This window comes from Duganella rivi (genome assembly GCF_009857435.1).
Classification (GTDB): domain Bacteria; phylum Pseudomonadota; class Gammaproteobacteria; order Burkholderiales; family Burkholderiaceae_D; genus Rugamonas; species Rugamonas rivi.
This window is the reverse complement of sequence record NZ_WWCK01000002.1, coordinates 196540-216425: the sequence shown is the minus strand read 5'-3', so window position 1 is coordinate 216425 and position 19886 is coordinate 196540. Positions and strand designations below refer to the sequence as shown.

20 protein-coding genes and 1 riboswitch are annotated in these 19886 nt (G+C 57.9%); of the genes, 5 read left to right on the top strand and 15 right to left on the bottom strand.

Annotated features, from left to right (window positions below; translation table 11 throughout):
• Window positions 1–11: 11 nt before the first annotated feature.
• From zapE to GTP45_RS05515, 5 genes are all read right to left on the bottom strand, one after another.
• A complete protein-coding gene (zapE, locus tag GTP45_RS05535; RefSeq protein WP_161012894.1) occupies window positions 12–1109 on the bottom strand; it encodes a cell division protein ZapE in 1098 nt (365 codons plus the stop codon).
• Between the two features lie 68 nt (window positions 1110–1177).
• Window positions 1178–2608, bottom strand: a complete 1431-nt coding sequence (gene lpdA / locus GTP45_RS05530) for a dihydrolipoyl dehydrogenase (protein WP_161012893.1) — start codon at window positions 2606–2608, stop codon at window positions 1178–1180.
• 3 nt (window positions 2609–2611) lie between these two features.
• A complete protein-coding gene (locus GTP45_RS05525; RefSeq protein WP_161012892.1) occupies window positions 2612–2932 on the bottom strand; it encodes a PspC domain-containing protein in 321 nt (106 codons plus the stop codon).
• A 55-nt stretch (window positions 2933–2987) separates the two neighbouring features.
• A complete protein-coding gene (odhB, locus tag GTP45_RS05520) occupies window positions 2988–4241 on the bottom strand; it encodes a 2-oxoglutarate dehydrogenase complex dihydrolipoyllysine-residue succinyltransferase (RefSeq protein WP_161012891.1) in 1254 nt (417 codons plus the stop codon).
• A 78-nt stretch (window positions 4242–4319) separates the two neighbouring features.
• Complete coding sequence (locus tag GTP45_RS05515; protein WP_161012890.1) at window positions 4320–7175, bottom strand: 2-oxoglutarate dehydrogenase E1 component; 2856 nt, start codon at window positions 7173–7175, stop codon at window positions 4320–4322.
• A 460-nt stretch (window positions 7176–7635) separates the two neighbouring features.
• Here GTP45_RS05515 and GTP45_RS05510 point away from each other — a divergent pair, with 460 nt between their 5' ends.
• From GTP45_RS05510 to GTP45_RS05500, 3 genes are read left to right on the top strand one after another with little or no spacing between them, the layout of a single operon-like run.
• Window positions 7636–8910 (top strand): leucine-rich repeat-containing protein kinase family protein, encoded by a 1275-nt coding sequence (locus GTP45_RS05510; RefSeq protein ID WP_161012889.1) that lies wholly within the window; start codon window positions 7636–7638, stop codon window positions 8908–8910.
• 18 nt (window positions 8911–8928) lie between these two features.
• Entirely contained in the window at window positions 8929–9303 is a 375-nt protein-coding gene (locus tag GTP45_RS05505; protein ID WP_161012888.1) for a BlaI/MecI/CopY family transcriptional regulator, read from the top strand.
• Between the two features lie 9 nt (window positions 9304–9312).
• A complete protein-coding gene (locus GTP45_RS05500) occupies window positions 9313–9723 on the top strand; it encodes a hypothetical protein (RefSeq protein WP_161012887.1) in 411 nt (136 codons plus the stop codon).
• A 7-nt stretch (window positions 9724–9730) separates the two neighbouring features.
• Here GTP45_RS05500 and GTP45_RS05495 read toward each other — a convergent pair whose 3' ends face one another.
• Window positions 9731–10162, bottom strand: a complete 432-nt coding sequence (locus GTP45_RS05495; RefSeq protein WP_161012886.1) for a FlxA-like family protein — start codon at window positions 10160–10162, stop codon at window positions 9731–9733.
• Between the two features lie 130 nt (window positions 10163–10292).
• Window positions 10293–10396, top strand: a riboswitch (SAM-I-IV-variant riboswitch).
• Window positions 10397–10436: 40 nt separating this feature from the next.
• Here GTP45_RS05495 and GTP45_RS05490 point away from each other — a divergent pair.
• Entirely contained in the window at window positions 10437–10757 is a 321-nt protein-coding gene (locus GTP45_RS05490; RefSeq protein WP_161012885.1) for a hypothetical protein, read from the top strand.
• A gap of 47 nt (window positions 10758–10804) precedes the next feature.
• Here GTP45_RS05490 and GTP45_RS05485 read toward each other — a convergent pair whose 3' ends face one another.
• From GTP45_RS05485 to GTP45_RS05470, 4 genes are all read right to left on the bottom strand, one after another.
• On the bottom strand, window positions 10805–12922 hold the full coding sequence (locus GTP45_RS05485) for a peptidase domain-containing ABC transporter (protein ID WP_229258348.1): 2118 nt from the start codon (window positions 12920–12922) through the stop codon (window positions 10805–10807).
• A 6-nt stretch (window positions 12923–12928) separates the two neighbouring features.
• Window positions 12929–14209, bottom strand: a complete 1281-nt coding sequence (locus tag GTP45_RS05480; RefSeq protein WP_161012884.1) for an alpha/beta fold hydrolase — start codon at window positions 14207–14209, stop codon at window positions 12929–12931.
• Window positions 14210–14279: 70 nt separating this feature from the next.
• Window positions 14280–14621 (bottom strand): hypothetical protein, encoded by a 342-nt coding sequence (locus GTP45_RS05475; RefSeq protein ID WP_161012883.1) that lies wholly within the window; start codon window positions 14619–14621, stop codon window positions 14280–14282.
• Between the two features lie 119 nt (window positions 14622–14740).
• Window positions 14741–15988: an HlyD family secretion protein gene (locus GTP45_RS05470; RefSeq protein WP_161012882.1), complete on the bottom strand. Its 1248-nt coding sequence runs from the start codon at window positions 15986–15988 to the stop codon at window positions 14741–14743.
• Window positions 15989–16189: 201 nt separating this feature from the next.
• Between GTP45_RS05470 and GTP45_RS05465 the strand changes: the two genes are divergently transcribed.
• Window positions 16190–16525: a PilZ domain-containing protein gene (locus GTP45_RS05465; protein WP_161012881.1), complete on the top strand. Its 336-nt coding sequence runs from the start codon at window positions 16190–16192 to the stop codon at window positions 16523–16525.
• 226 nt (window positions 16526–16751) lie between these two features.
• On the opposite strand, the gene GTP45_RS05460 is transcribed toward GTP45_RS05465, so the two are convergent.
• The 5 genes from GTP45_RS05460 to GTP45_RS05440 form a co-directional block, all read right to left on the bottom strand.
• On the bottom strand, window positions 16752–17015 hold the full coding sequence (locus GTP45_RS05460) for a hypothetical protein (protein ID WP_161012880.1): 264 nt from the start codon (window positions 17013–17015) through the stop codon (window positions 16752–16754).
• A 2-nt stretch (window positions 17016–17017) separates the two neighbouring features.
• Window positions 17018–17347 carry a hypothetical protein gene (locus GTP45_RS05455; RefSeq protein ID WP_161012879.1) on the bottom strand — a complete coding sequence of 110 codons (330 nt, stop codon included), beginning with the start codon at window positions 17345–17347 and terminating at the stop codon, window positions 17018–17020.
• Window positions 17348–17466: 119 nt separating this feature from the next.
• Window positions 17467–18768: a citrate synthase gene (gene gltA, locus GTP45_RS05450; RefSeq protein WP_161012878.1), complete on the bottom strand. Its 1302-nt coding sequence runs from the start codon at window positions 18766–18768 to the stop codon at window positions 17467–17469.
• 63 nt (window positions 18769–18831) lie between these two features.
• Window positions 18832–19113, bottom strand: a complete 282-nt coding sequence (locus GTP45_RS05445; protein WP_161012877.1) for an FAD assembly factor SdhE — start codon at window positions 19111–19113, stop codon at window positions 18832–18834.
• Between the two features lie 56 nt (window positions 19114–19169).
• A complete protein-coding gene (locus GTP45_RS05440; protein ID WP_092273755.1) occupies window positions 19170–19880 on the bottom strand; it encodes a succinate dehydrogenase iron-sulfur subunit in 711 nt (236 codons plus the stop codon).
• Between the last annotated feature and the right edge of the window lie 6 nt (window positions 19881–19886).

The window sequence follows — 19886 nt, the reverse complement described above, 5'->3', positions numbered from 1 at the left end:
TTCTAATCCAATTACGACAGCGATGCGGCCGCGCCGCGCTGCTGCCGGTTCATGTATTCCTGCGACTGCATCTCGACGATGCGCGACACGGTGCGGTGGAATTCGTTGGCCATGGCGCCGGTGGTGTACAGCTCTTCCGGCTCCACTTCGGCCGACATCAGCAGTTTCACGCCCTGGTCGTAGAACACGTCAATCAGCCAGGTGAAGCGGCGCGCTTCCGACGACATCGCCGCCGACATCATCGGTACACCGGACAATATCACGGTATGGAAACGGCTGGCGATTTCCAGATAATCGTTCTGCGAGCGCGGGCCGCCGCACAGGGTGTTGAAGTCGAACCAGATGATGGTGCCGGCGCGGCGCAGGGCGCGGATTTCGCGCGCCTCGATGCGGATCACCGGGTCTTCGTCGGCGGTTTCGGCCACGCTGGCGTAGGCGTCGCGCAGCGCCTTGTCGGTCTCGGCGTTGAGCGGCGTGTAGTAGGCCTCGACCTGCTCCAGCGCGCGGCCGCGGTAGTCGATGCCGGCGTCGATGTTCATCACGTCCAGCTTTTCGTACAGCAGCGCGATGGTCGGCAGGATGCGGTCGCGGTGCAGGCCGTCCGGGTACAGCAGGTTCGGATCGTAGTTCGAGGTCATGATGAAGGACACGCCATTATCGAACAGCGCCTTCAGCAGGTTGTACATGATCATGGCGTCGGCCACGTCCGAGATGTGGAATTCGTCGAAACAGATCAAACGGTACTTTTTGGCGACGCGCTTGGCCACTTCATCGAGCGGGTCAGCCACGCCGCGCAGCTCGTCCAGCTGGCGGTGCACGTCGCGCATGAATTCGTGGAAGTGCAGGCGCGTCTTGCGCACCAGCGGCACCACCGAGAAGAAGCTGTCCATCAAGAACGACTTGCCACGGCCCACGCCGCCCCACATATACACGCCCTTCGGCACCGCCGGGCGGTTGATCAGGCGCTTGAAGGTGCTGGAACGCTGGCCCTTGTACTCCACCCATTCGTCGTAGCATTGCTGCAGACGGGTGATGGCGCGCTGCTGGGCCTCGTCGGGCTTGTAGCCGCGCTGCGACAGCGCGTTGTGGTAGTACTCTTGGACGTTCATAGTATTCAATCTGCACAAACAAAAATGGCGGGCCATGACGGCCCGCCCTTACTTCAGCTCAAACGAGCTTAGAAGTTCAGCGTACGCTTGTCGATAGCCAGCGCTGCTTCTTTGGTTGCTTCCGACAGCGATGGGTGAGCGTGGCAGATACGCGCGATGTCTTCAGCCGATGCCTTGAACTCCATTGCCACCACGGCTTCCGAAATCAGTTCCGAAGCCATCGGGCCGATGATGTGCACGCCCAGGATTTCGTCGGTGGTCGCGTCAGCCAGGAACTTGACCATGCCCGAGGTATCGCCCAGCGCGCGTGCGCGGCCGTTGGCCAGGAATGGGAAGGTGCCGGCCTTGTACGCTACGCCGTCGGCCTTCAGTTGCTGTTCGGTGCGGCCTACCCACGCGATTTCCGGCGAGGTGTAGATCACCCAAGGGATGGTCGCGAAGTTGGTGTGACCGTGCTGGCCAGCCATGCGCTCGGCAACGGCAACGCCCTCTTCTTCCGCTTTGTGCGCCAGCATCGGGCCGCGCACCACGTCGCCAATTGCCCATACGCCTGGCAGGTTGGTCTTGCAGTCGTCGTCGACGGCCACGAAGCCGCGCTCGTCCAGCGCCAGGCCCACTTTGTCAGCAGCCAGGCCGTTGGTGTTCGGGGTACGGCCGATCGAGACGATCAGCTTGTCGAACACGGCGGTGTTGGCTTCGCCCTTGGCGTTGTCGTATTCCACGGTGACGTTGTTGTCGCCCTTGGTGACTTTGTTGATCTTGCAGCCCAGGTTGATGCTCAGGCCTTGCTTGGTGAACAGCTTGTTGGCTTCCTTGGCGATCTGCTCGTCGACAGCGCCCAGGAAGGTTGGCAGGCCTTCCAGCACGGTCACTTCCGCACCCAGGCGACGCCATACCGAACCCATTTCCAGGCCGATCACGCCGGCGCCGATCACGCCCAGCTTTTTCGGCACGTCGCCGATGGCCAGTGCGCCTTCGTTCGACAGGATCAGTTTCTCGTCGAACTCTGCACCCGGCAGCGCGCGGGCGTTGGAGCCGGTGGCGATGATCACTTGCTTGGCGCTGATGCTCTCGTTGGCAGGCGCCGAGATCACCAGCGGGTAGCCTTCAGCGGTAGCGGCGCCAGCGAAGGCGGCGCGGCCGTGGAAGAAGGTCACTTTGTTTTTCTTGAACAGGAACAGGATACCGTCGTTGTTTTGCTTCACAACGCTGTCTTTGCGCTTGAGCATTTGCGGCAGGTTCAGCGACAGGCCGGCAACATCAATGCCGTGATCCTTGAACGCGTGACCAGCGTGCTCGTAGTGTTCCGACGATTGCAGCAGCGCTTTCGATGGGATGCAGCCGACGTTGGTGCAAGTGCCGCCCGGTGCTGGGCCGCCCTTTTCATTTTCCCATGCGTCTACGCAAGCAACCGAGAAACCCAGCTGTGCAGCGCGGATAGCGGCGATGTAACCGCCAGGACCGGCGCCGATAACTACTACGTCAAATTGTTTACTCATTTTTTAATTTCCAATCAGTTCGTCTTCTGGAACGAAGATCCACAACAGAATGTATATCGCGAGGCCAAAGCCAAACGTGATCACGAACAGCACGAACAACAAGCGCCAGATCCAGGAATCGACACCGGTGATGCGGCCAAGTCCGCCGCACACGCCGCCTAGCCAGCGGTCGCTGCGCGAACGGCGCAAACGGGTGATGTCGTTGGAGATGGATGGCGCTTCGTTGTTCAGCAAACGGGCCTTGGCCGCCGCGAACTCTTCATCCGACAGCGCTCCGGCCTGGTGCAGTTCATGCAAACGCTTGATCTCTTCAGCAACGCTCATTCATGATCCTCTTGAGAATTCTCCGGGCCCAGACGGGCCCGGAGTCAAACAAGAATTACAGGTCCAGCAGCAGGCGTGCAGGATCTTCCAGCGCTTCCTTCATGGCCACCAGGCCCAGCACGGCTTCGCGGCCGTCGATGATACGGTGGTCGTAGGACATCGCCAGGTAGTTCATCGGACGAACAACGATCTGGCCGTTTTCAACCACGGCGCGGTCTTTGGTCGCGTGCACGCCCAGGATCGCCGATTGTGGTGGGTTGATGATCGGGGTCGACAGCATCGAGCCGAAGGTGCCGCCGTTCGAGATCGAGAAGGTACCGCCGGTCAGGTCGTCCAGGGTCAGCTTGCCTTCCTTGGCTTTGGCGCCGAATTCGCCGATTTTCTTCTCGATTTCAGCGATCGACATTTGGTCGGCGTTGCGCAGGATAGGCACTACCAGGCCGCGTGGCGAACCGACAGCGATACCGATGTCGAAGTAGCCGTGGTAGACGATGTCGTTGCCATCAACCGAAGCGTTCAGGATTGGGTATTTCTTCAGCGCGGCAACAGCAGCTTTGACGAAGAACGACATGAAGCCCAGCTTGACGCCGTGCTCTTTTTCGAACTTGTCTTTGTACTTGTTGCGCAGGTCCATGACCGGAGCCATGTTCACTTCGTTGAAGGTGGTCAGGATGGCGTTGGTCGATTGCGATTGCACCAGGCGCTCAGCGATACGGGCACGCAGGCGGCTCATTGGCACGCGCTCTTCTGGACGGTCGCCCAGGTTGGCAGCGGCTGGAGCGGCAACTTGTGCCAGTGCTGGCTTGGCAGCTGGAGCAGCCAGTGGCGCAACGGCTGGAGTCGATGGAGCCGAAGCGGCCAGGGCGTCGCCCTTGGTCACGCGGCCATCTTTGCCCGAACCGGCAACGTCGCCAGCCGACAGGCCTTTTTCCGACAGGATCTTGGCGGCGGCTGGCATGGCCACGTCGCCTTTGTTGCCACCGGCAGCGGCTGCTGGAGCAGCAGCGGCAGGTGCAGCGGCGGCTGGAGCAGCGGCAGCAGCTGGAGCGGCAGCAACAGCAGCGCCACCTTCGGTATCGATAATCGCGATCACTTCGTCAGCAACAACGGTGCTGCCGTCGCCCTTGATGATCTGCACCAGGGTACCGGCGGCCGGTGCTGGCAGTTCCAGAACCACTTTGTCGGTTTCGATATCGATCAGGTTTTCGTCGCGGGCGATGGTGTCGCCGATTTTTTTATGCCAGGTCAGCATGGTTGCTTCTGCGACCGATTCCGACAGCTGAGGAACTTTGACTTCGATTTGTGCCATGAAAAAACTCCGTATATTTTGTTTTTGCGGCGCCCCGCCGCGTAGCAGCAGAGCGCTCCGTTCAATGTGGTGCGACGATTACTTGGTCAGGATGAAACCCTTGAGCTTCGAGAACGCGGTTTCCAGCAGCTCTTTCTGTTGAGCGTAGTGCTTGTCGTAGTAACCGACGGCTGGCGATGCCGATGCTGGACGGCCGGCGTAGGCCAGGCGCTGGCCAGCTTCCATGCTCTCGAAGAGGTTGTGCTGAATCTGGAACCATGGGCCCTGATTCTGCGGTTCGTCCTGCGCCCACACCACTTCGGCCAGCGATGGGAACTTTTTCAGTTCGGCAGCGAAGGCTTTGTGCGGGAACGGATACAGCTGCTCAATACGCACGATGGCGGTATCGGTCTGGCCGCGGGTCTTGCGTGCGTTGACCAGGTCGTAGTAGACCTTGCCCGAGCAAGCGATCACGCGTTTCACTTTCTTGGCGTCGATCTTCTCGTCCACTTCACCGATCACGGTCTGGAACGCGCCCTTGGCCAATTCGGTCAGCGGCGAGCCTGCGTCTTTGTTACGCAGCAGCGATTTCGGGGTCATGATGACCAGCGGCTTGCGGAACTGGCGCACCATCTGGCGACGCAGAACGTGGAAGATCTGCGATGCAGTGGTCGGCTGCACAACTTGCATATTGTTGTCAGCGCACAGTTGCAGGAAGCGCTCTGGACGTGCCGACGAGTGCTCTGGGCCTTGGCCTTCGTAGCCGTGCGGCAGCATCATGACCAGGCCGGAAGCGCGGCCCCACTTCACTTCGCCGGAGCTGATGAATTGGTCGATTACCACTTGGGCGCCGTTGACGAAGTCGCCGAACTGGGCTTCCCAGATGGTCAGGGTGTTAGGTTCTGCGGTCGAGTAGCCGTATTCGAAGCCCAGCACTGCCTCTTCCGACAGCACGGAGTCGATCACGGTGAACGGTGCCTGGCCTTCAGCGATGTTTTGCAGTGGCACGTAGGTGCCGGCATCCCAACGCTCGCGGTTCTGGTCGTGCAGCACGGCGTGACGGTGGGTGAAGGTGCCGCGGCCGGCATCTTGACCGGTCAGGCGGATGGCGTAGCCCGACGATACCAGCGACGCGAAGCCCAGGTGTTCGCCCATGCCCCAGTCCAGGTTCATTTCGCCGCGGCCCATGGCAGCGCGGTCGGCCAGTACTTTTTCAACCAGCGAGTGAACCTTGAAGCCTTCCGGCACGGTGGTGATGCGGCCGGCCAGACGTTTCAGTTCGGTCATCGGCACAGCGGTGTCGGCAGCGTCAGTCCATTTCTTGTTCAGGAACGGCAGCCAGTCAACGGCGTACTTGTTCTTGAAGTTCGAGATGACTGGATCCACGGTGTGCTTACCGGCATCCATGGCGTCGCGGTAGGCTGCTTGCATTTGCTCGCCGCCGTCGGCTGGGATGACGTTTTGCGCGGTCAGCTTGTCCGCGTACAGTTTGCGGGTGCCTGGGTGCTTGCCGATTTTCTTGTACATCAGCGGCTGGGTCAGCGCCGGGGTGTCTTGCTCGTTGTGGCCCAGTTTGCGGAAGCAGATGATGTCAACCACGATGTCCTTGCCGAACTGCGCGCGGTAGTCCATCGCGATTTGCGATGCCAGCACGGCGGCTTCAGGATCGTCGGCGTTCACGTGCAGCACTGGTGCTTCGATCATCTTGACGACGTCCGAGCAGTAGATGGTCGAACGTGCATCGCGCGGGTCGGAGGTGGTGAAACCGATCTGGTTGTTGATGACGATGTGCACGGTACCGCCGGTGCCGTAGCCACGGGTCTGCGCCAGATTCAGGGTTTCCATCACAACGCCCTGGCCTGCGAAGGCGGCGTCGCCGTGGACCAGAATTGGCAGAACTTGCTTGCCTGCCGGGTCGCCGCGGCGATCCATACGGGCTTTGACCGAACCTTCAACCACTGGGTTGACGATTTCCAGGTGCGATGGGTTGAACGCCAGCGACAGGTGAACTGGACCGCCAACGGTCGAGATGTCCGACGAGAAGCCTTGGTGGTATTTCACGTCACCAGCTGGCAGGTCGTCGCCGTGCTTGCCTTCGAATTCTTCGAACAGGTCTTTTGGCGCCTTGCCCAGGGTGTTGACCAGCACGTTCAGACGGCCGCGGTGAGCCATACCGATCACGATCTCTTGCACGCCTTTTTCACCGGCGCGCTGGATGATCTCGTCGATCGACGCGATGAAGGTCTCGCCGCCTTCCAGCGAAAATCGTTTTTGACCCACATACTTGGTGTGGAGGTAGCGTTCCAGGCCTTCTGCAGCGGTCAGACGCTCCAGGATGTGTTTTTTCTTCTCGGCGGTGAAGGTCGGGGTCGAGCGGATCGACTCCAGACGCTCTTGCAGCCAGCGCTTTTCGGCTGGGTCCGAGATGTACATGTATTCTGCGCCGATCGAACGGGTGTAGGTGTCGCGCAGGAAGTTCAGCAGGTCGCGCAGGGTCGCGGTCTCTGGGCCGAAATAGGTGTTGCTGACGTTGAACACGGTGTCCATGTCGGCATCGGTGAAGCCGTAGAAGCTAGGCTCCAGCTCAGGAATGCTTGGACGTTCCTGGCGCTGCAGCGGGTCCAGATTGGCCCAGCGGGAACCCAGGTAGCGGTAAGCGGCGATCAGCTGGGTAACGGCAACGCGTTTGCGGCCCATTTCGGCGTCGGCCGAGGCGCTCACGGTGCGGATTGGGCCGGCTTTCGCGCGTTCGGCGAAGGAGGCGATGACGGAAGCGTGGGCCACGTCTGGTTTGTTGGTGCCGTCGACTGCCGGTACGTGCTGCATGGCGTCGAAGTAAGCGCGCCAGTTGTCTGGGACGGAGCCTGGATTGTTCAGATACGCTTCGTACAGTTCTTCAACGTACGGGGCGTTCCCACCAAACAGGTAGGAGTTGGACGTGTATTGTTGCATCATTCTTGCTCACCTTTCTTCGCGCTTCGCGAGGAATTAGCGGGTTAATCTAACCTTCCGCGACACGGCCTGACCGGTTAGCGGATTGCACATCAAGTTGTGGGGGAAGGGCTATTTGTTCAGTGTTACCTAAAACGGGCCATTCAGCATAGCACCGGTATTGTATCTCAACAATCATTTGCGCGACAAAATCACGGTAAATCTTTCAGCATTAATTTTAACTTAAGCCGCATGGACGCTTGGTTTGCGCTTAATGTTTTCAAATATTTAACGGCTTTTTCGACTAAACCACATCAGCAATAAGTCCAGCATGGGGGGCAAGGCTGATGACATATGTTGACGAAAAGTGCACATGCCGTACATCTCCATTCGGATGGGGTGTAACCAGTGAGCAACGTGGCCAGCCTGCCTGCTGCGGCGACGAAGTGTTACACTGCGCCGTCGTTGTTCACCGCCTCATCCCATGCACACCCTTGAGCAGTTGCGCAGCGGCGCACTGGCAGGCATCACGCGCCTGACCTTGCGCTGCGGCCTCACCGAATTCCCGCGCGAGATTTACGCGCTGGCCGATAGGCTGGAAATTCTCGACCTGTCCGGCAATGCGCTGACGTCGCTGCCGGATGACCTGCCGCGCTTGCACAAGCTGCGCATCATCTTTTGCTCGGATAACCAGTTCACTGAACTGCCGGCGGTACTCGGCGCCTGCCCTTCGCTGACGATGGTCGGCTTCAAAGCCAACCAAATTCGGCACGTGCCTGCCGCCGCCCTGCCGGCCGCGCTACGCTGGCTGGTGCTAACCGATAACGACATCGAAGAGCTGCCAGCCGCGCTGGGCGAACGCCCTTTGCTGCAAAAGCTGATGCTGGCCGGGAACCGCCTGCGCGCCCTGCCAGAATCAATGGCGCAGCTACACAAACTGGAACTGCTGCGCATCGCATCCAATCAGCTGGAGGCGCTGCCGCCGTGGCTGCTGTCGCTGCCGCGCCTGACGTGGCTGGCCTATGCTGGCAACCCGCTGTGCGAGCAACTGGAAGACACGCTGGTTCACACGCCATCGGCTACCATCCGCTGGCCCGAACTGACGCTGGGCGACAAGCTGGGCGAAGGCGCCTCCGGCGTGATCTACCGCGCCGACTGGCGCGGCCAGCACATCGCGGCCAAACTCTTCAAAGGCGCGATGACCAGCGACGGCTCACCGCTCAGCGAAATGGCCGCCTGCCTCGGCGCTGGCGCGCATCCTAACCTGATCCCGGTGCTGGGCCACATTGAAGACCACCCAGAAGGTGCGCACGGCCTGGCCATGGCGCTGATCTCGCCGGACTTCCACAACCTCGCCGGCCCGCCGAGCCTGGGCAGCTGCACGCGCGACATCTACAAGGACAGCAAGCGTTTCAATCTGGACGCCATGTTGTCGATCGCGCGCGGCATCGCTTCGGCCGCAGCGCAATTGCACTCGCACGGCATTATGCACGGCGACCTATACGGCCACAACGTCCTGCACGACGACCACGGCCACACGCTGCTGGGCGACTTCGGCGCCGCCTCGTTCTACGATCCGGCCGGGCCGCATGCCGCCGCGCTGCAAACACTGGAAGTCCGCGCCTTCGGCAACCTGCTGGAAGAACTGCTGGATCGCTGCGACACGCCCCTGCCACGCCTGCGCCAACTGCAAGCCGACTGCCAGCAAGGCAGCCCGCGTTTCAGCGACATCAAAGAACAGCTAGACAATCCATTCTAGATATTTTATTCTACATCCATGAGCACCTTACCGAAACCAACTGCCGCCGAACTGGAAATGCTGCGCCTGCTATTCGCGCTCGGCCCAGCGACTGCGCGGCAAGTGCACGAAGCGGCGCTGGAAACGCGTCCCGACACCAGCTACGCCAACGTCCTGCGCGTGCTGCAAGTGATGCACACCAAAGGCCTGCTGAAACGCGACGAAAGCCAGCGCGCCCACATCTACGCGCCGGTGCAAGAGCAAGACTCCGTGCAAACCAACCTGCTGAAAGACCTGATCCAAAAAGCCTTCGCCGGCTCCGGCAAAGCCCTGGTCCTGGCAGCCCTGCGCGGCGGCCACGTCAGCAAAAAAGAACGCGAAGAAATCCAGGCGTTGCTGGATCAAGAGAAGTAAGCCCAGTCAATGAACAACCGCTTCCATGCCTGGCCTGACCGGGCCCATCCCGTTATTGCCGTGATGCTCGCAGTGGCGATTTGCGCTGTGCCTATCGTGCTGCCGCACGCTGATCTGGCTAACCTGCCGGCCAACCTGTTTGCCTACGTCTTCTGCTGCGTGCTGGTGTATCCGTTCGCGGCACTGCTGCGTCATCGCGTGACTAGCCTGCCCGCGATCTGGGGCGTTGCCGCGCTGTTCCTGTTGGCGGCCTGCTTTTATCACACCAACATCATTGCCGAAACCGCCAACAGTGCATGGCCGCAGCGGCGCGATATCACGCTCGACAAATTTATCTACAACCTGCCGCAGCTGACGCTGGGCGTGCTTTGCTGGTGGTTGCTGGTGCTGCGTCCAGATCGCAATAAGCGTCCAGGATAAATCGGCATCAAGCGGCGGTATTAATCACCGTACCGATAGTGGCGGCCGCAGCGATGCTCTTGTCACCGCTTTCAGGGGCCGCAAGATCACTGCCACTCTCAGCGGACGCCGAGGTTTGACTGTCATCCGTTTTAGGGACGTTCACCTTACGGTCGGCATCCTTTTGCAGCAAGGCTATTTGTAGCGCCTTAATTTGCTGCTCGATGCCGTCAATTTGCTGCTGCAATGCGATCCTTTGCTGGATTCCATCCGAAGTGCGGTCGCCTGCCAACTTGGCCAATTGTTCACCAAGTCCTGCTTCCAGCTTTTGCAGCTTGCGGATTTGCTGCAGAATCGCGGTTCGTGCCGTCGTGCTTTCCGTGGCGCCCGAAGCACCGGGAGCGCCAGTGGCGATGGCCAGCTGTGCAAGGTAAGCAGGAGCAACATTTGCAGTGTTCATAATCAGTAGCCTCCTATTCCCGCCCTCCCCATCGTTAGCGGCAAACTTCCGAGGAACCTTAGCAAGTAGCCTATTGCCGAAGCACGAAATTTCCGCTATATTGAACAAAATTTCGCTATAGCGGATATTATTTATGCATCAAGAGTCGGTTGATCCGACGCCAACCTGCCTCCCCGGGCAAGGTGGAAGCCCTTGTGGCGATGCGGCCTTTTAACGGCAACGAAGCGGGTGCACGTGGTTTGCTCCGAATCGAGCCAAGATTTCTGGAGCTACCATGACCAATCAGACTTCCCTCACCCAAGACGCCAGCGCACTGGATCAACAGTTCCGCATGACGCACACCTTCCATCTGTCGCTGGGCGCCAGCCAGCCTGCTGCTGGCGAACTGGAATCGACCTTGAAAAGCTCCAACGCCCGCGTCGACAAGTGGCTGATCCTGCGCCGTGGCGGCTTTTACGAGCACAGCATCACCGTCGGCGGCATCGGCGAAGCCTCCGCCCGCGCGTTGCGCAAAGCACTGGCCAGCCTGAACAGCGAAATCAAAGTCCACGTCGAACACATGCTGCATTTCGACAGCGCCGCAGCCAAGGCCTGATTCTCGACAACACCATGTCAACTGCTGCTTACAAGCGGACACGCCATTCACTGTGTAAGGCCGGGCATGTCGTTACCCAATCGAATCACACGCCCCGACATGGCAATCGTTTCCGGCCTGTGGGCAACGCAGATACGTGTCATCGCCAATTCGCCGATCGCTTGATTAACCTGCCGCTCCCGCAGCACATCCAAATGGCTGGTGGCCTCATCTAGAATCATGATCTTCGGGGACTTGTACAGCGCACGGGCAAGTAGTATTCGCTGCTTCTGCCCGCCGGATAGAGTCATTCCCATATCACCCGCCAGAGTATGGTATCCCATTGGCATCCCCACGATATCATCATGCACCGCCGCCATGCTAGCGCACAACTCAATGCGCTCCTGCAGTGGTTGCGGGTCAAAGAAACTAATGTTTTCGGCGAACGAACCAGCCAACAAATGGTCGTCTTGCATTACTGCGGCCATGAGGCGCCTTGAGGCCGACGCCCCCAACAATTGCATTGGACAGCCACCAAGGCGCAGTTCCCCCTCCGTTGGTTTGAGGATTCCCAGAATTAACTTGACGAGGGTGGTCTTGCCGCCACCGGAAGGCCCGACCAGCACAACCGACTCGCCCGGCTCTATTGTTAACGTCAAATGCCGGATGATCCAAGGCTCGTTTTCCGCGTAACGAAAACTCACGTCCACCAATTCTATGCGTGGCGCCAACTCCGTAGTCACATGAGCTTGTTGCCCCTCCGGCTCAACGGCCTCCAGCACGATATCGGCCAAACGTTCGGCATGAACGGACAGCAGACGAAACTCCACGAATCGGTTAATCAACGCCGCCATGCGTCCACCGAACTGCGCACCGTAAGATGTAAATGCCAACAACATGCCAATGGTCAGGGCACCATCCATCACCTTGCCGGCACCGAGCCACAGTACGGTCAGGTGCTCAGCGCTGAACACGGCGGTACTGGCAATGCCAAACCACAGCATGAACTTCTCGGTGCGCACACTGCGGTTGACTGAATCGACCAATAGATTCACCCAGCGGCCACGGCGGTCCAGCTCCCTGCCAAACAGCTTGATCGCCTGCACGCCACGGATCGTCTCCAGAAAATGACTATGCTCTTTCGCCCCCAGTAGCAAAGCCTCTTCATTTGCCATACGCAGCGGCCCGAACGACAGAACCCTTATCCCCGCATAAACCAGCACCGCGATCAGCACCACAGCGGCCAACTGCACACTATAGATCAACATCATCGCCAGAGTTGCGAGGGCAAACAGGCCATCGAGTATCGCCTCGATAAAGCCGGTCGTCAGCGTATGTTGAATGGTCGAGACGGAACCGAAACGCGACACAACATCCCCCAAGTGCCGCTTCTCGAACCACGCCATCGGTAAATGCAATAAATGCGTGAACACATTCGCCATCCACTGCAGACTAAGGTGCGTGGATAAATACATGACGGTCCAGCCCCGCGCCAACGAAATGGCGGTCTGGATCGCCAGCATCAGGGCACAGCCGCCCACCAGTACATTGAGCAAACTGCGATCCGCTGATACCAGCGCTTCATCCACCACCCACTGATTCAACATCGGCGCCGCCAGCGCGAACACTTCAAGAGCCAACGCCATACCAAACACCAGTCCGAAACTGCGCCACAATCCGTCAACCCTGCCCATCAGTGCCATCAACGATACGCGGCGCCGCTCGTCGGCGGGCTTGAAACTTGCCATCGGCGTCAGTTCCAACGCTACACCGGTGAAATACTTGGCTACCTGCGCGTAGGGTACGTGATGCGCGCCCACGGCGGGATCATGAATCAAGATACCTTTGCGATCCGTGTTCACCAAGACCACAAAATGGTTCAAATCCCAGTGCAATATGCACGGTAGCGCGAGCTGCCCCAATTCTTCGATCTCCAGTCTAAGCGCGCGCGCCGACAACTTCAGACCATTTGCATACTGTACAAGATGGGTCAGATTGACACCATTGAGCGAAATGACAAAGCGGGCGCGCAGCACGGACAAATCGGTATGATGACCATACCATCCGGCGATCATCGCCAGACAGGCCAAGCCGCACTCGGCGGCCTCAGTCTGCAAAATCATGGGGACTTGCTTGGCGCCAAAGGCCAAAGGAATCTTTGCATTCATGTGGAGTAGACCTGCCATGCTCTATCATTGATCTGGCCGTGGCCAGCAATCGCGGCCGCGTGCGTCAAGTTCCTGACAGCGGCGCCCTTTCAGAAACAGGACCACCTGTTTCGCAATGATCGGCATGAAATCGGCCTCTAGCCAGTCCAAGTCCTCGTGCCGTGAGAGTAAATGGTATCGACCGGGCAGGCGTCGATATTGGATATCCGCCCCTCCTTTTATCGCTTGATCCACCAGATCTGCTTGTCGGCCAATACCCACCTGTCGATCATTCTCGCCCCAAAAAAACAACCCCGGAATAGCACGCCGCTGCATCACATCCAGAGGAGCAAGCTCGCCGAAGAAATGAAGCTGCCAAAGTGACTCTGTCATATTGGGGACAGGCACACCGTTGGCTTCCGTCACCCATTCCAGCTTACCAGGACCAGCTATATCGATATACCGCTGCCGAATCTCCTCGTAGGCCAACAATGCTCGAGCATTCAGGGTGGCGCGATTATCATCTCCCCAAGCGCCGCTCTCACTAAGCCAGCCACCAAGACTGAGGAAGTTATTGATGCCCCTTTGATGTCCTTGTCTGATTTCCTCATTGGTGACAATACCGTCCATATTGACATCGAAGTCCGCCAGCGTTTCCATAACACGCTCTACTCCCTGCCAGTGACTCAATGATGTGAATGCTTCTGCTGGAGAGCCAATCGAAATCAACCCTTGCAGAACGAACCTTCCCCGATCTGCCAGCGACGCGGCATGGTACAAACCTTCTGAAAAACCTAATGCGGCTAGCCTGCTCCGAACAGCTGGCATCTGGGCTTGCACACGGAGTAACAGACTTTCTATATTGTTCAAATACCTCGTGGGCGTGAACTTTCCCACGACCGCAGCATTCAGACAGTGCTTTCGCAAGACTTCAGCGCTAAGGCCCCGCTTACGAATAGTCTCCCGACATTTCAGCGACGGAGGCAACACACCCGGATTATCAAAGCGAATGACTGCGATGCCTTCGGCCAGCAGCGCGACTGTAAATTCTTTTAGAGGTAGGCGTTCCCACCATACTGTTTCAATTGACCTGACCAGCCAGCCATCACGATCATTCGGATTACCCGACGATACGAGCAATAGCACAGGCCCATCCCATTGGTTCAGCGCTCCATTTGGCCAATCAACCTGTCCGCGCATCGCATCAGAGGACGCGCTCGCAGGAACAGAAAAGTGCCACGTGTGCTGGGCAAAAGCCGGATGCAAGCACAATGTGCACATAAAAAAGACGCCCCAAAGTACGATGTTCGATATACGATTCCGCATGATTTCACCGATACAGACAATGACCGCCGGATTTTTCTATCCGGCGGTTAAATCACGGAAAGCCAAGCGCTTATTGGCTGCGCTGAGTTGTGACACTCGTGCACTTGCTGGTTTTGGTGACAGATTCGATCTTAGGGACTTGCCTCAAGCTCACGCCTTGAACGCCAAAACTCATTTCAGACGGACCGCCGGTTTGACTGACCTGTGTAACGGTATCAACACAGGTCGTGATGGTCTGCTTTCCGCTTCCGCCAACGCCCCCGGCTGAGCCGGCGCTGTTCGCGCCGCTATTGCTGATGGACATTTGGAGCGCGGCCGATGCCGCTCCGTCGTCTTTCTTCTTAGCAGGGACATTTACGCTATCAATACCTCCCACGACGGCGGCCTGTTCTTGACTGGTAATTGTTCGCATGATTTGAACCTCCAAAGTAAGTTAAACAACCATCCCGGCGGGATGGCCGATGCTACTCGCGCTACCATGAGGGCATCGCGCGATCATTGCAGTGCGTCGACCGCAATCCTGAATCTGCATCAACTGGCATAGTCCTTGGCTGCGCTCAAAATGGGATCGAACAACCAGTTGATCAGGCGACGCGGTTCCTGCCGCATATCAGCTTCCACCGCCATGCCTGCTTTGAATTGATGTTGGCGCCCCAAGCCATCAACCGATTGCCGGGCCAACTGGACCGTGATCCGATACATGGGTTCGGTCACTTGGGACAATGCGCCGGAAGAGGACGGGCTCAACTCGACATTGCCCACCGTCCCGTGAATCTGGCCGAATTTTTGATAGGGAAATGCCGCCACTCGCAGGCGTACACTTTGGCCAGTCGATACGAATCCGATAGCACGCGATGGGGCCATCAGGTGTGCTTCAAGCACACAGTCAGCGGGAATGACAGTTGCCAGCACCGCACCGGCGCCAACCGACTCCCCCATCACGGCGGACAATGCGGTAATCCTTCCTGTTGCGGGTGCAAGCACTTGAATTCGCGCCCGTGCAGACTGCTCGGCCACTTCATGCTCAAGATCACTACGGGCACGGCGCGCCTGCAGGTTACCAATAACGATCTGGCTACGTAATTGCTCCGTGTCGGCATCGATTTGCCGCAGATCGCGTAACGCATCCAGTTTGGCTCGCTCCAACGTCTGCAGACGGCCAAGCTGCTCCCCCTGCTCGCTTTCATACTGGATAAGCTGTAGTTCCGACACAAAGCCTTCTTCGCGCAAGGACCGATAACGCGCCAGCACTTTGGTGATATTCGCCACTCGATTCTGCTGCAACAATATCTCTTGATCGAAACGCGTCAGTCCAGCTTGGCTGAGTCGACGTCGTTCACCCAGCGCCTGCTCCAGACGCGTCAATTGTGCGACCTGCATCAACTGCTCCTGATCAAGCAGCTTTTGCTTTTCGACCAACGCGGCATTGATACGTGTATCAATATTGCGGTTCTCAGTATTGCGTTCCGACGACAATTCATAGATAACCTGGCCGATAGTGACCGCCGCCCCCTCGTGAACATGAGCTGTCACGATGCGGCCAAACTGCGGAGCCACTGCCCTGATCGCACCACCAACCGGCACAATTTGTCCCGTAACACGCACCTTTGGCGTGTACTTTCCCAGGATTAAAAACAAACAAAGTGCAACGCTCAGCAAAATCGCAATCCATGCCGCAAGCAATATCGGCACGGGTCGCATCAATATAATTGACCCGAATGGGCTTGCCCCATGCGCACGAAGAATCTCTTCACGAAATAATTGATCGCAGCTGCGCATGTTTATCTTCCCGCTCTCTGATTACCCGTTGAGTCCATTTTGCGCGCCGAGAAAGATAAGACATTGCTATAACGCAAGCTTTCTATTGAGGAATGTTAATGGAGAGGATTTGAGATACTGTGCGGAGCCAAGGCCTGAAAACTTCCTGAACACCGCCGGAGAATGTGATAATCTTTTCACAATCCAACTCTCGGTAGCACCATGACTCAAAAAGCCCGCAGCGCCCGCCGCCACGCTGTCCGCCAGCCGGCCGTGCTCACCATGACTGACGAAAGCCGCCACGAGGTCCAAACCTTGGATCTGTCGCACGGCGGCATCAGCCTGCAAACCGAAAATCAGATCCGCCTCGCGCAATACTGTGCCGTCTCGTTCAAGATCCAGCTGGGAGACACCAACCACAACGTGCTAGCCATGGGCCAGGTGGTCTATAGCGATCCCGACACCGAGCTAGGCTACAAAACCGGCGTCCAATTCCTCCGCATCGACGAAGACAGCCGCGCTGTCTTCCATCAGCTTCTGCAAGAAAGCAAAAGTTAGGTAGCCAATCTCCGCCAGCAAACGGCAATTTGCAGACATGAAGTTAAGGAGTAGTAGATATGAAAATCATTTTGTTTTTCATTATCGCGGCGCTACTTTCTGCGTGTGCGACGTCCATAAATGGCGGCTCTATTTTGCGCTCCCTAAATTCAACTTCCTCATGTTGCGGAACCACTCCTATTTTGGCATCAGGCATAGCGTGCAATCTCAAGTAAGCTCGTAAGCGTTAATTCATTAGCTCAACAATCAATGTCTCGACATCTTTCGGACTACTTCCTAAAGCGCGCATGAGCTTGGCGTGTTGCGCCAAAAGCTTTTCGTATGCCTGCATATTTTGAATTTCGTGGCCTTCATTCCGCAGGTGCTCTACGCGTCGCCGTTCTTCAAGAAAAATTAGGTGCGATAACAGCTTCCATACCCGTAAGGCGAGCCCGCCCATGGTACCTATGGACGTAAGGAGCCGACGCATCGCGGAAGCTAAGATATCCATGTTTAGGCACGCTCATGTTCCTTCGTCTGCATTACCTGCTCATGGCGCTCAGCAAGCTCTATCAATTCTTCTAACGAAGGAAAGCCTAACTCATCATATAGGTCGGGATCATCGACTGGTAGGCCAAGCTCGATGGCCAGTCGATCCAACAAACGCGACACAAGTAACTCGGATTGCTGTTGCGTGAGGCCGGGGATGCGGGGAATGTTGATTAGCGTGCCGTCCTCAATGCCGGGTGGGAGTTTGGCGGCGGCAGCTTTCAGTTCGTTGACCTGCTCTTGCGTCAGGCCGCATTGGAGCAGCCTGGGCTCCATATGGGAGATGTCCATCACTTGCCCTCCACAACGGTTATGGATAAGGCTTGGACTGGCAGCGCAGCAGTAAGTTCCGGCAATCGGCGAAAAAAAAACGGGCCGAAGCCCGTTTTTCATTTGCTGCGTAAAACCCTGGATTAACGCTTGTCCAGCGGTGGTACGTCGCGGGTTGCCGAGCCGACGAACAGCTGGCGTGGACGGCCGATTTTCTGTTCCGGGTCGGCGATCATTTCGTTCCACTGGGCGATCCAGCCGATGGTACGCGCCATCGCGAAGATGCCGGTGAACAGCGAGACTGGGATGCCCAGTGCCGACTGCACGATGCCCGAGTAGAAGTCGACGTTCGGGTACAGTTTGCGCGAGACGAAGTATTCGTCGTTCAGTGCAATCTTTTCCAGTTCCATCGCCAGCTTGAACAGTGGGTCGTCTTGCAGGCCCAGTTCGTTCAGCACTTCGTAGCAGGTTTCGCGCATCAGCTTCGCACGTGGGTCGAAGTTCTTGTAGACGCGGTGACCGAAGCCCATCAGCTTCACGCCCGAGTTCTTGTCTTTCACCTGAGCGATGAAGGCAGGAATGTTCTCGACCGAGCCGATTTCTTTCAGCATGGTCAGTGCCGCTTCGTTGGCGCCGCCGTGGGCAGGGCCCCACAGGCAAGCGATACCGGCAGCGATACAGGCGAACGGATTCGCACCCGACGAACCGGCCAGACGCACGGTCGAGGTCGAAGCGTTCTGCTCGTGGTCGGCGTGCAGGATCAGGATACGGTCAAGAGCGCGCACCAGCACGTCGTTGACTTTGTACTCTTCGCACGGATTGCCGAACATCATGCGCATGAAGTTGGCCGAGTACGACAGGTCGTTGCGTGGGTACATGAACGGCTGGCCGATCGAGTACTTGTAAGCCATCGCCACCAGGGTAGGCATCTTGGCGATCAGGCGGATGGCCGAGATTTCACGCTGCTTGGCATCGTTGATGTCCAGCGAGTCGTGGTAGAACGAGGCCAGCGCGCCAACGGTACCAACCAGTACCGACATCGGGTGCGCGTCACGACGGAAGCCGCGGAAGAAGAATTGCATCTGTTCGTGCACCATGGTGTGCTTGGTCACGGTGTCGACGAATTCTTTTTTCTGCACGCCGTTCGGCAGTTCGCCGTTCAGCAGCAGGTAGCACGATTCCATGAAGTCGGCGTTCACGGCCAGCTGTTCGATTGGGTAGCCGCGGTATTGCAGTTCGCCTTTGTCGCCGTCGATGTAGGTGATCGACGAGTTGCACGACGCGGTCGACATAAAGCCTGGGTCGTAGGTGAACTTGCCGGTGCCGGCGTACAGCTTGCGGATATCGATGACGTCCGGGCCAACGGTGCCCTTGTAGATCGGGAATTCGACCGCTGGGCTGCCATCGGAGAACGAGAGAGTGGCTTTGTTATCAGAGATGTTCATGGACTCTTCCTTCTTGGAGAGATGATGCGAATAAAAAAAGCAAAAATTCTGGGTGTGATTTAACTACGCACTACGTAACCGCTGCAACATCGCATGCACGTGTGGCAGGTCGATTTCGCCTTCCGGCTCTTTACGGGCCAGTACCAGATCCATCAGGGCATTGTCCGACAAGTCGAGGAGCCGCGTGAATGCGTCCACTTCCTCGTCGGTCAATTCGGTTTCATGCGCATCCAGAAAACGCGTCAGGATGATGTCGTTTTCCAGCAGACCCCGACGGGAGCGCCAGCGCAGGCGGGCACGGTTGGCTGGGTCGGACTGATGCGCAGAAGGGTTCGTTTCAGTCATAGTCTTACTACTTTACACAAAAACGGGCGGCGCTACTGCCGCCGCCCGTGTGCGCATTAGATTGCGCGGCGTACCATCAGCTCTTTGATCTTGCCGATGGCCTTGTTCGGGTTCAGACCCTTAGGGCAGACATCGACGCAGTTCATGATCGAGTGGCAGCGGAACAGGCGGTACGGATCTTCCAGGTTGTCCAGGCGCTGGCCGGTGGCTTCGTCGCGCGAGTCGGCGATAAAGCGGTAGGCTTGCAGCAGGCCGGCCGGGCCGACGAACTTGTCCGGGTTCCACCAGAATGATGGGCACGAGGTCGAGCAGCACGCGCACAGGATGCACTCGTACAGGCCGTCGAGTTCTTCGCGTTCTGCAGGGGTCTGCAGGCGCTCTTTCTCTGGGCGGATCGAATCGTTGATCAGGTATGGCTTGATCGAATCGTACTGCTTGAAGAACTGGGTCATGTCGACGATCAGATCGCGGATCACCGGCAAGCCTGGCAGCGGACGCAGCACGATAGGCTCGGTCAGCTCGTTCAGGTTGGTGGTGCAAGCCAGACCGTTCTTGCCGTTGATGTTCATCGCGTCCGAACCGCACACGCCTTCGCGGCACGAGCGGCGCAGGGCCAGCGAGTCATCCACGTCCGACTTGATGCGCTGCAGGGCGTCCAGCAGCATTTTGTCGGTGTCTTTCAGCTCGACGGTGACGTCTTGCATGTACGGCTTGGCGTCCTGATCCGGGTCGTAGCGGTAAATTTTCAGTTTGAGAGTGCGTGCCATTTTATA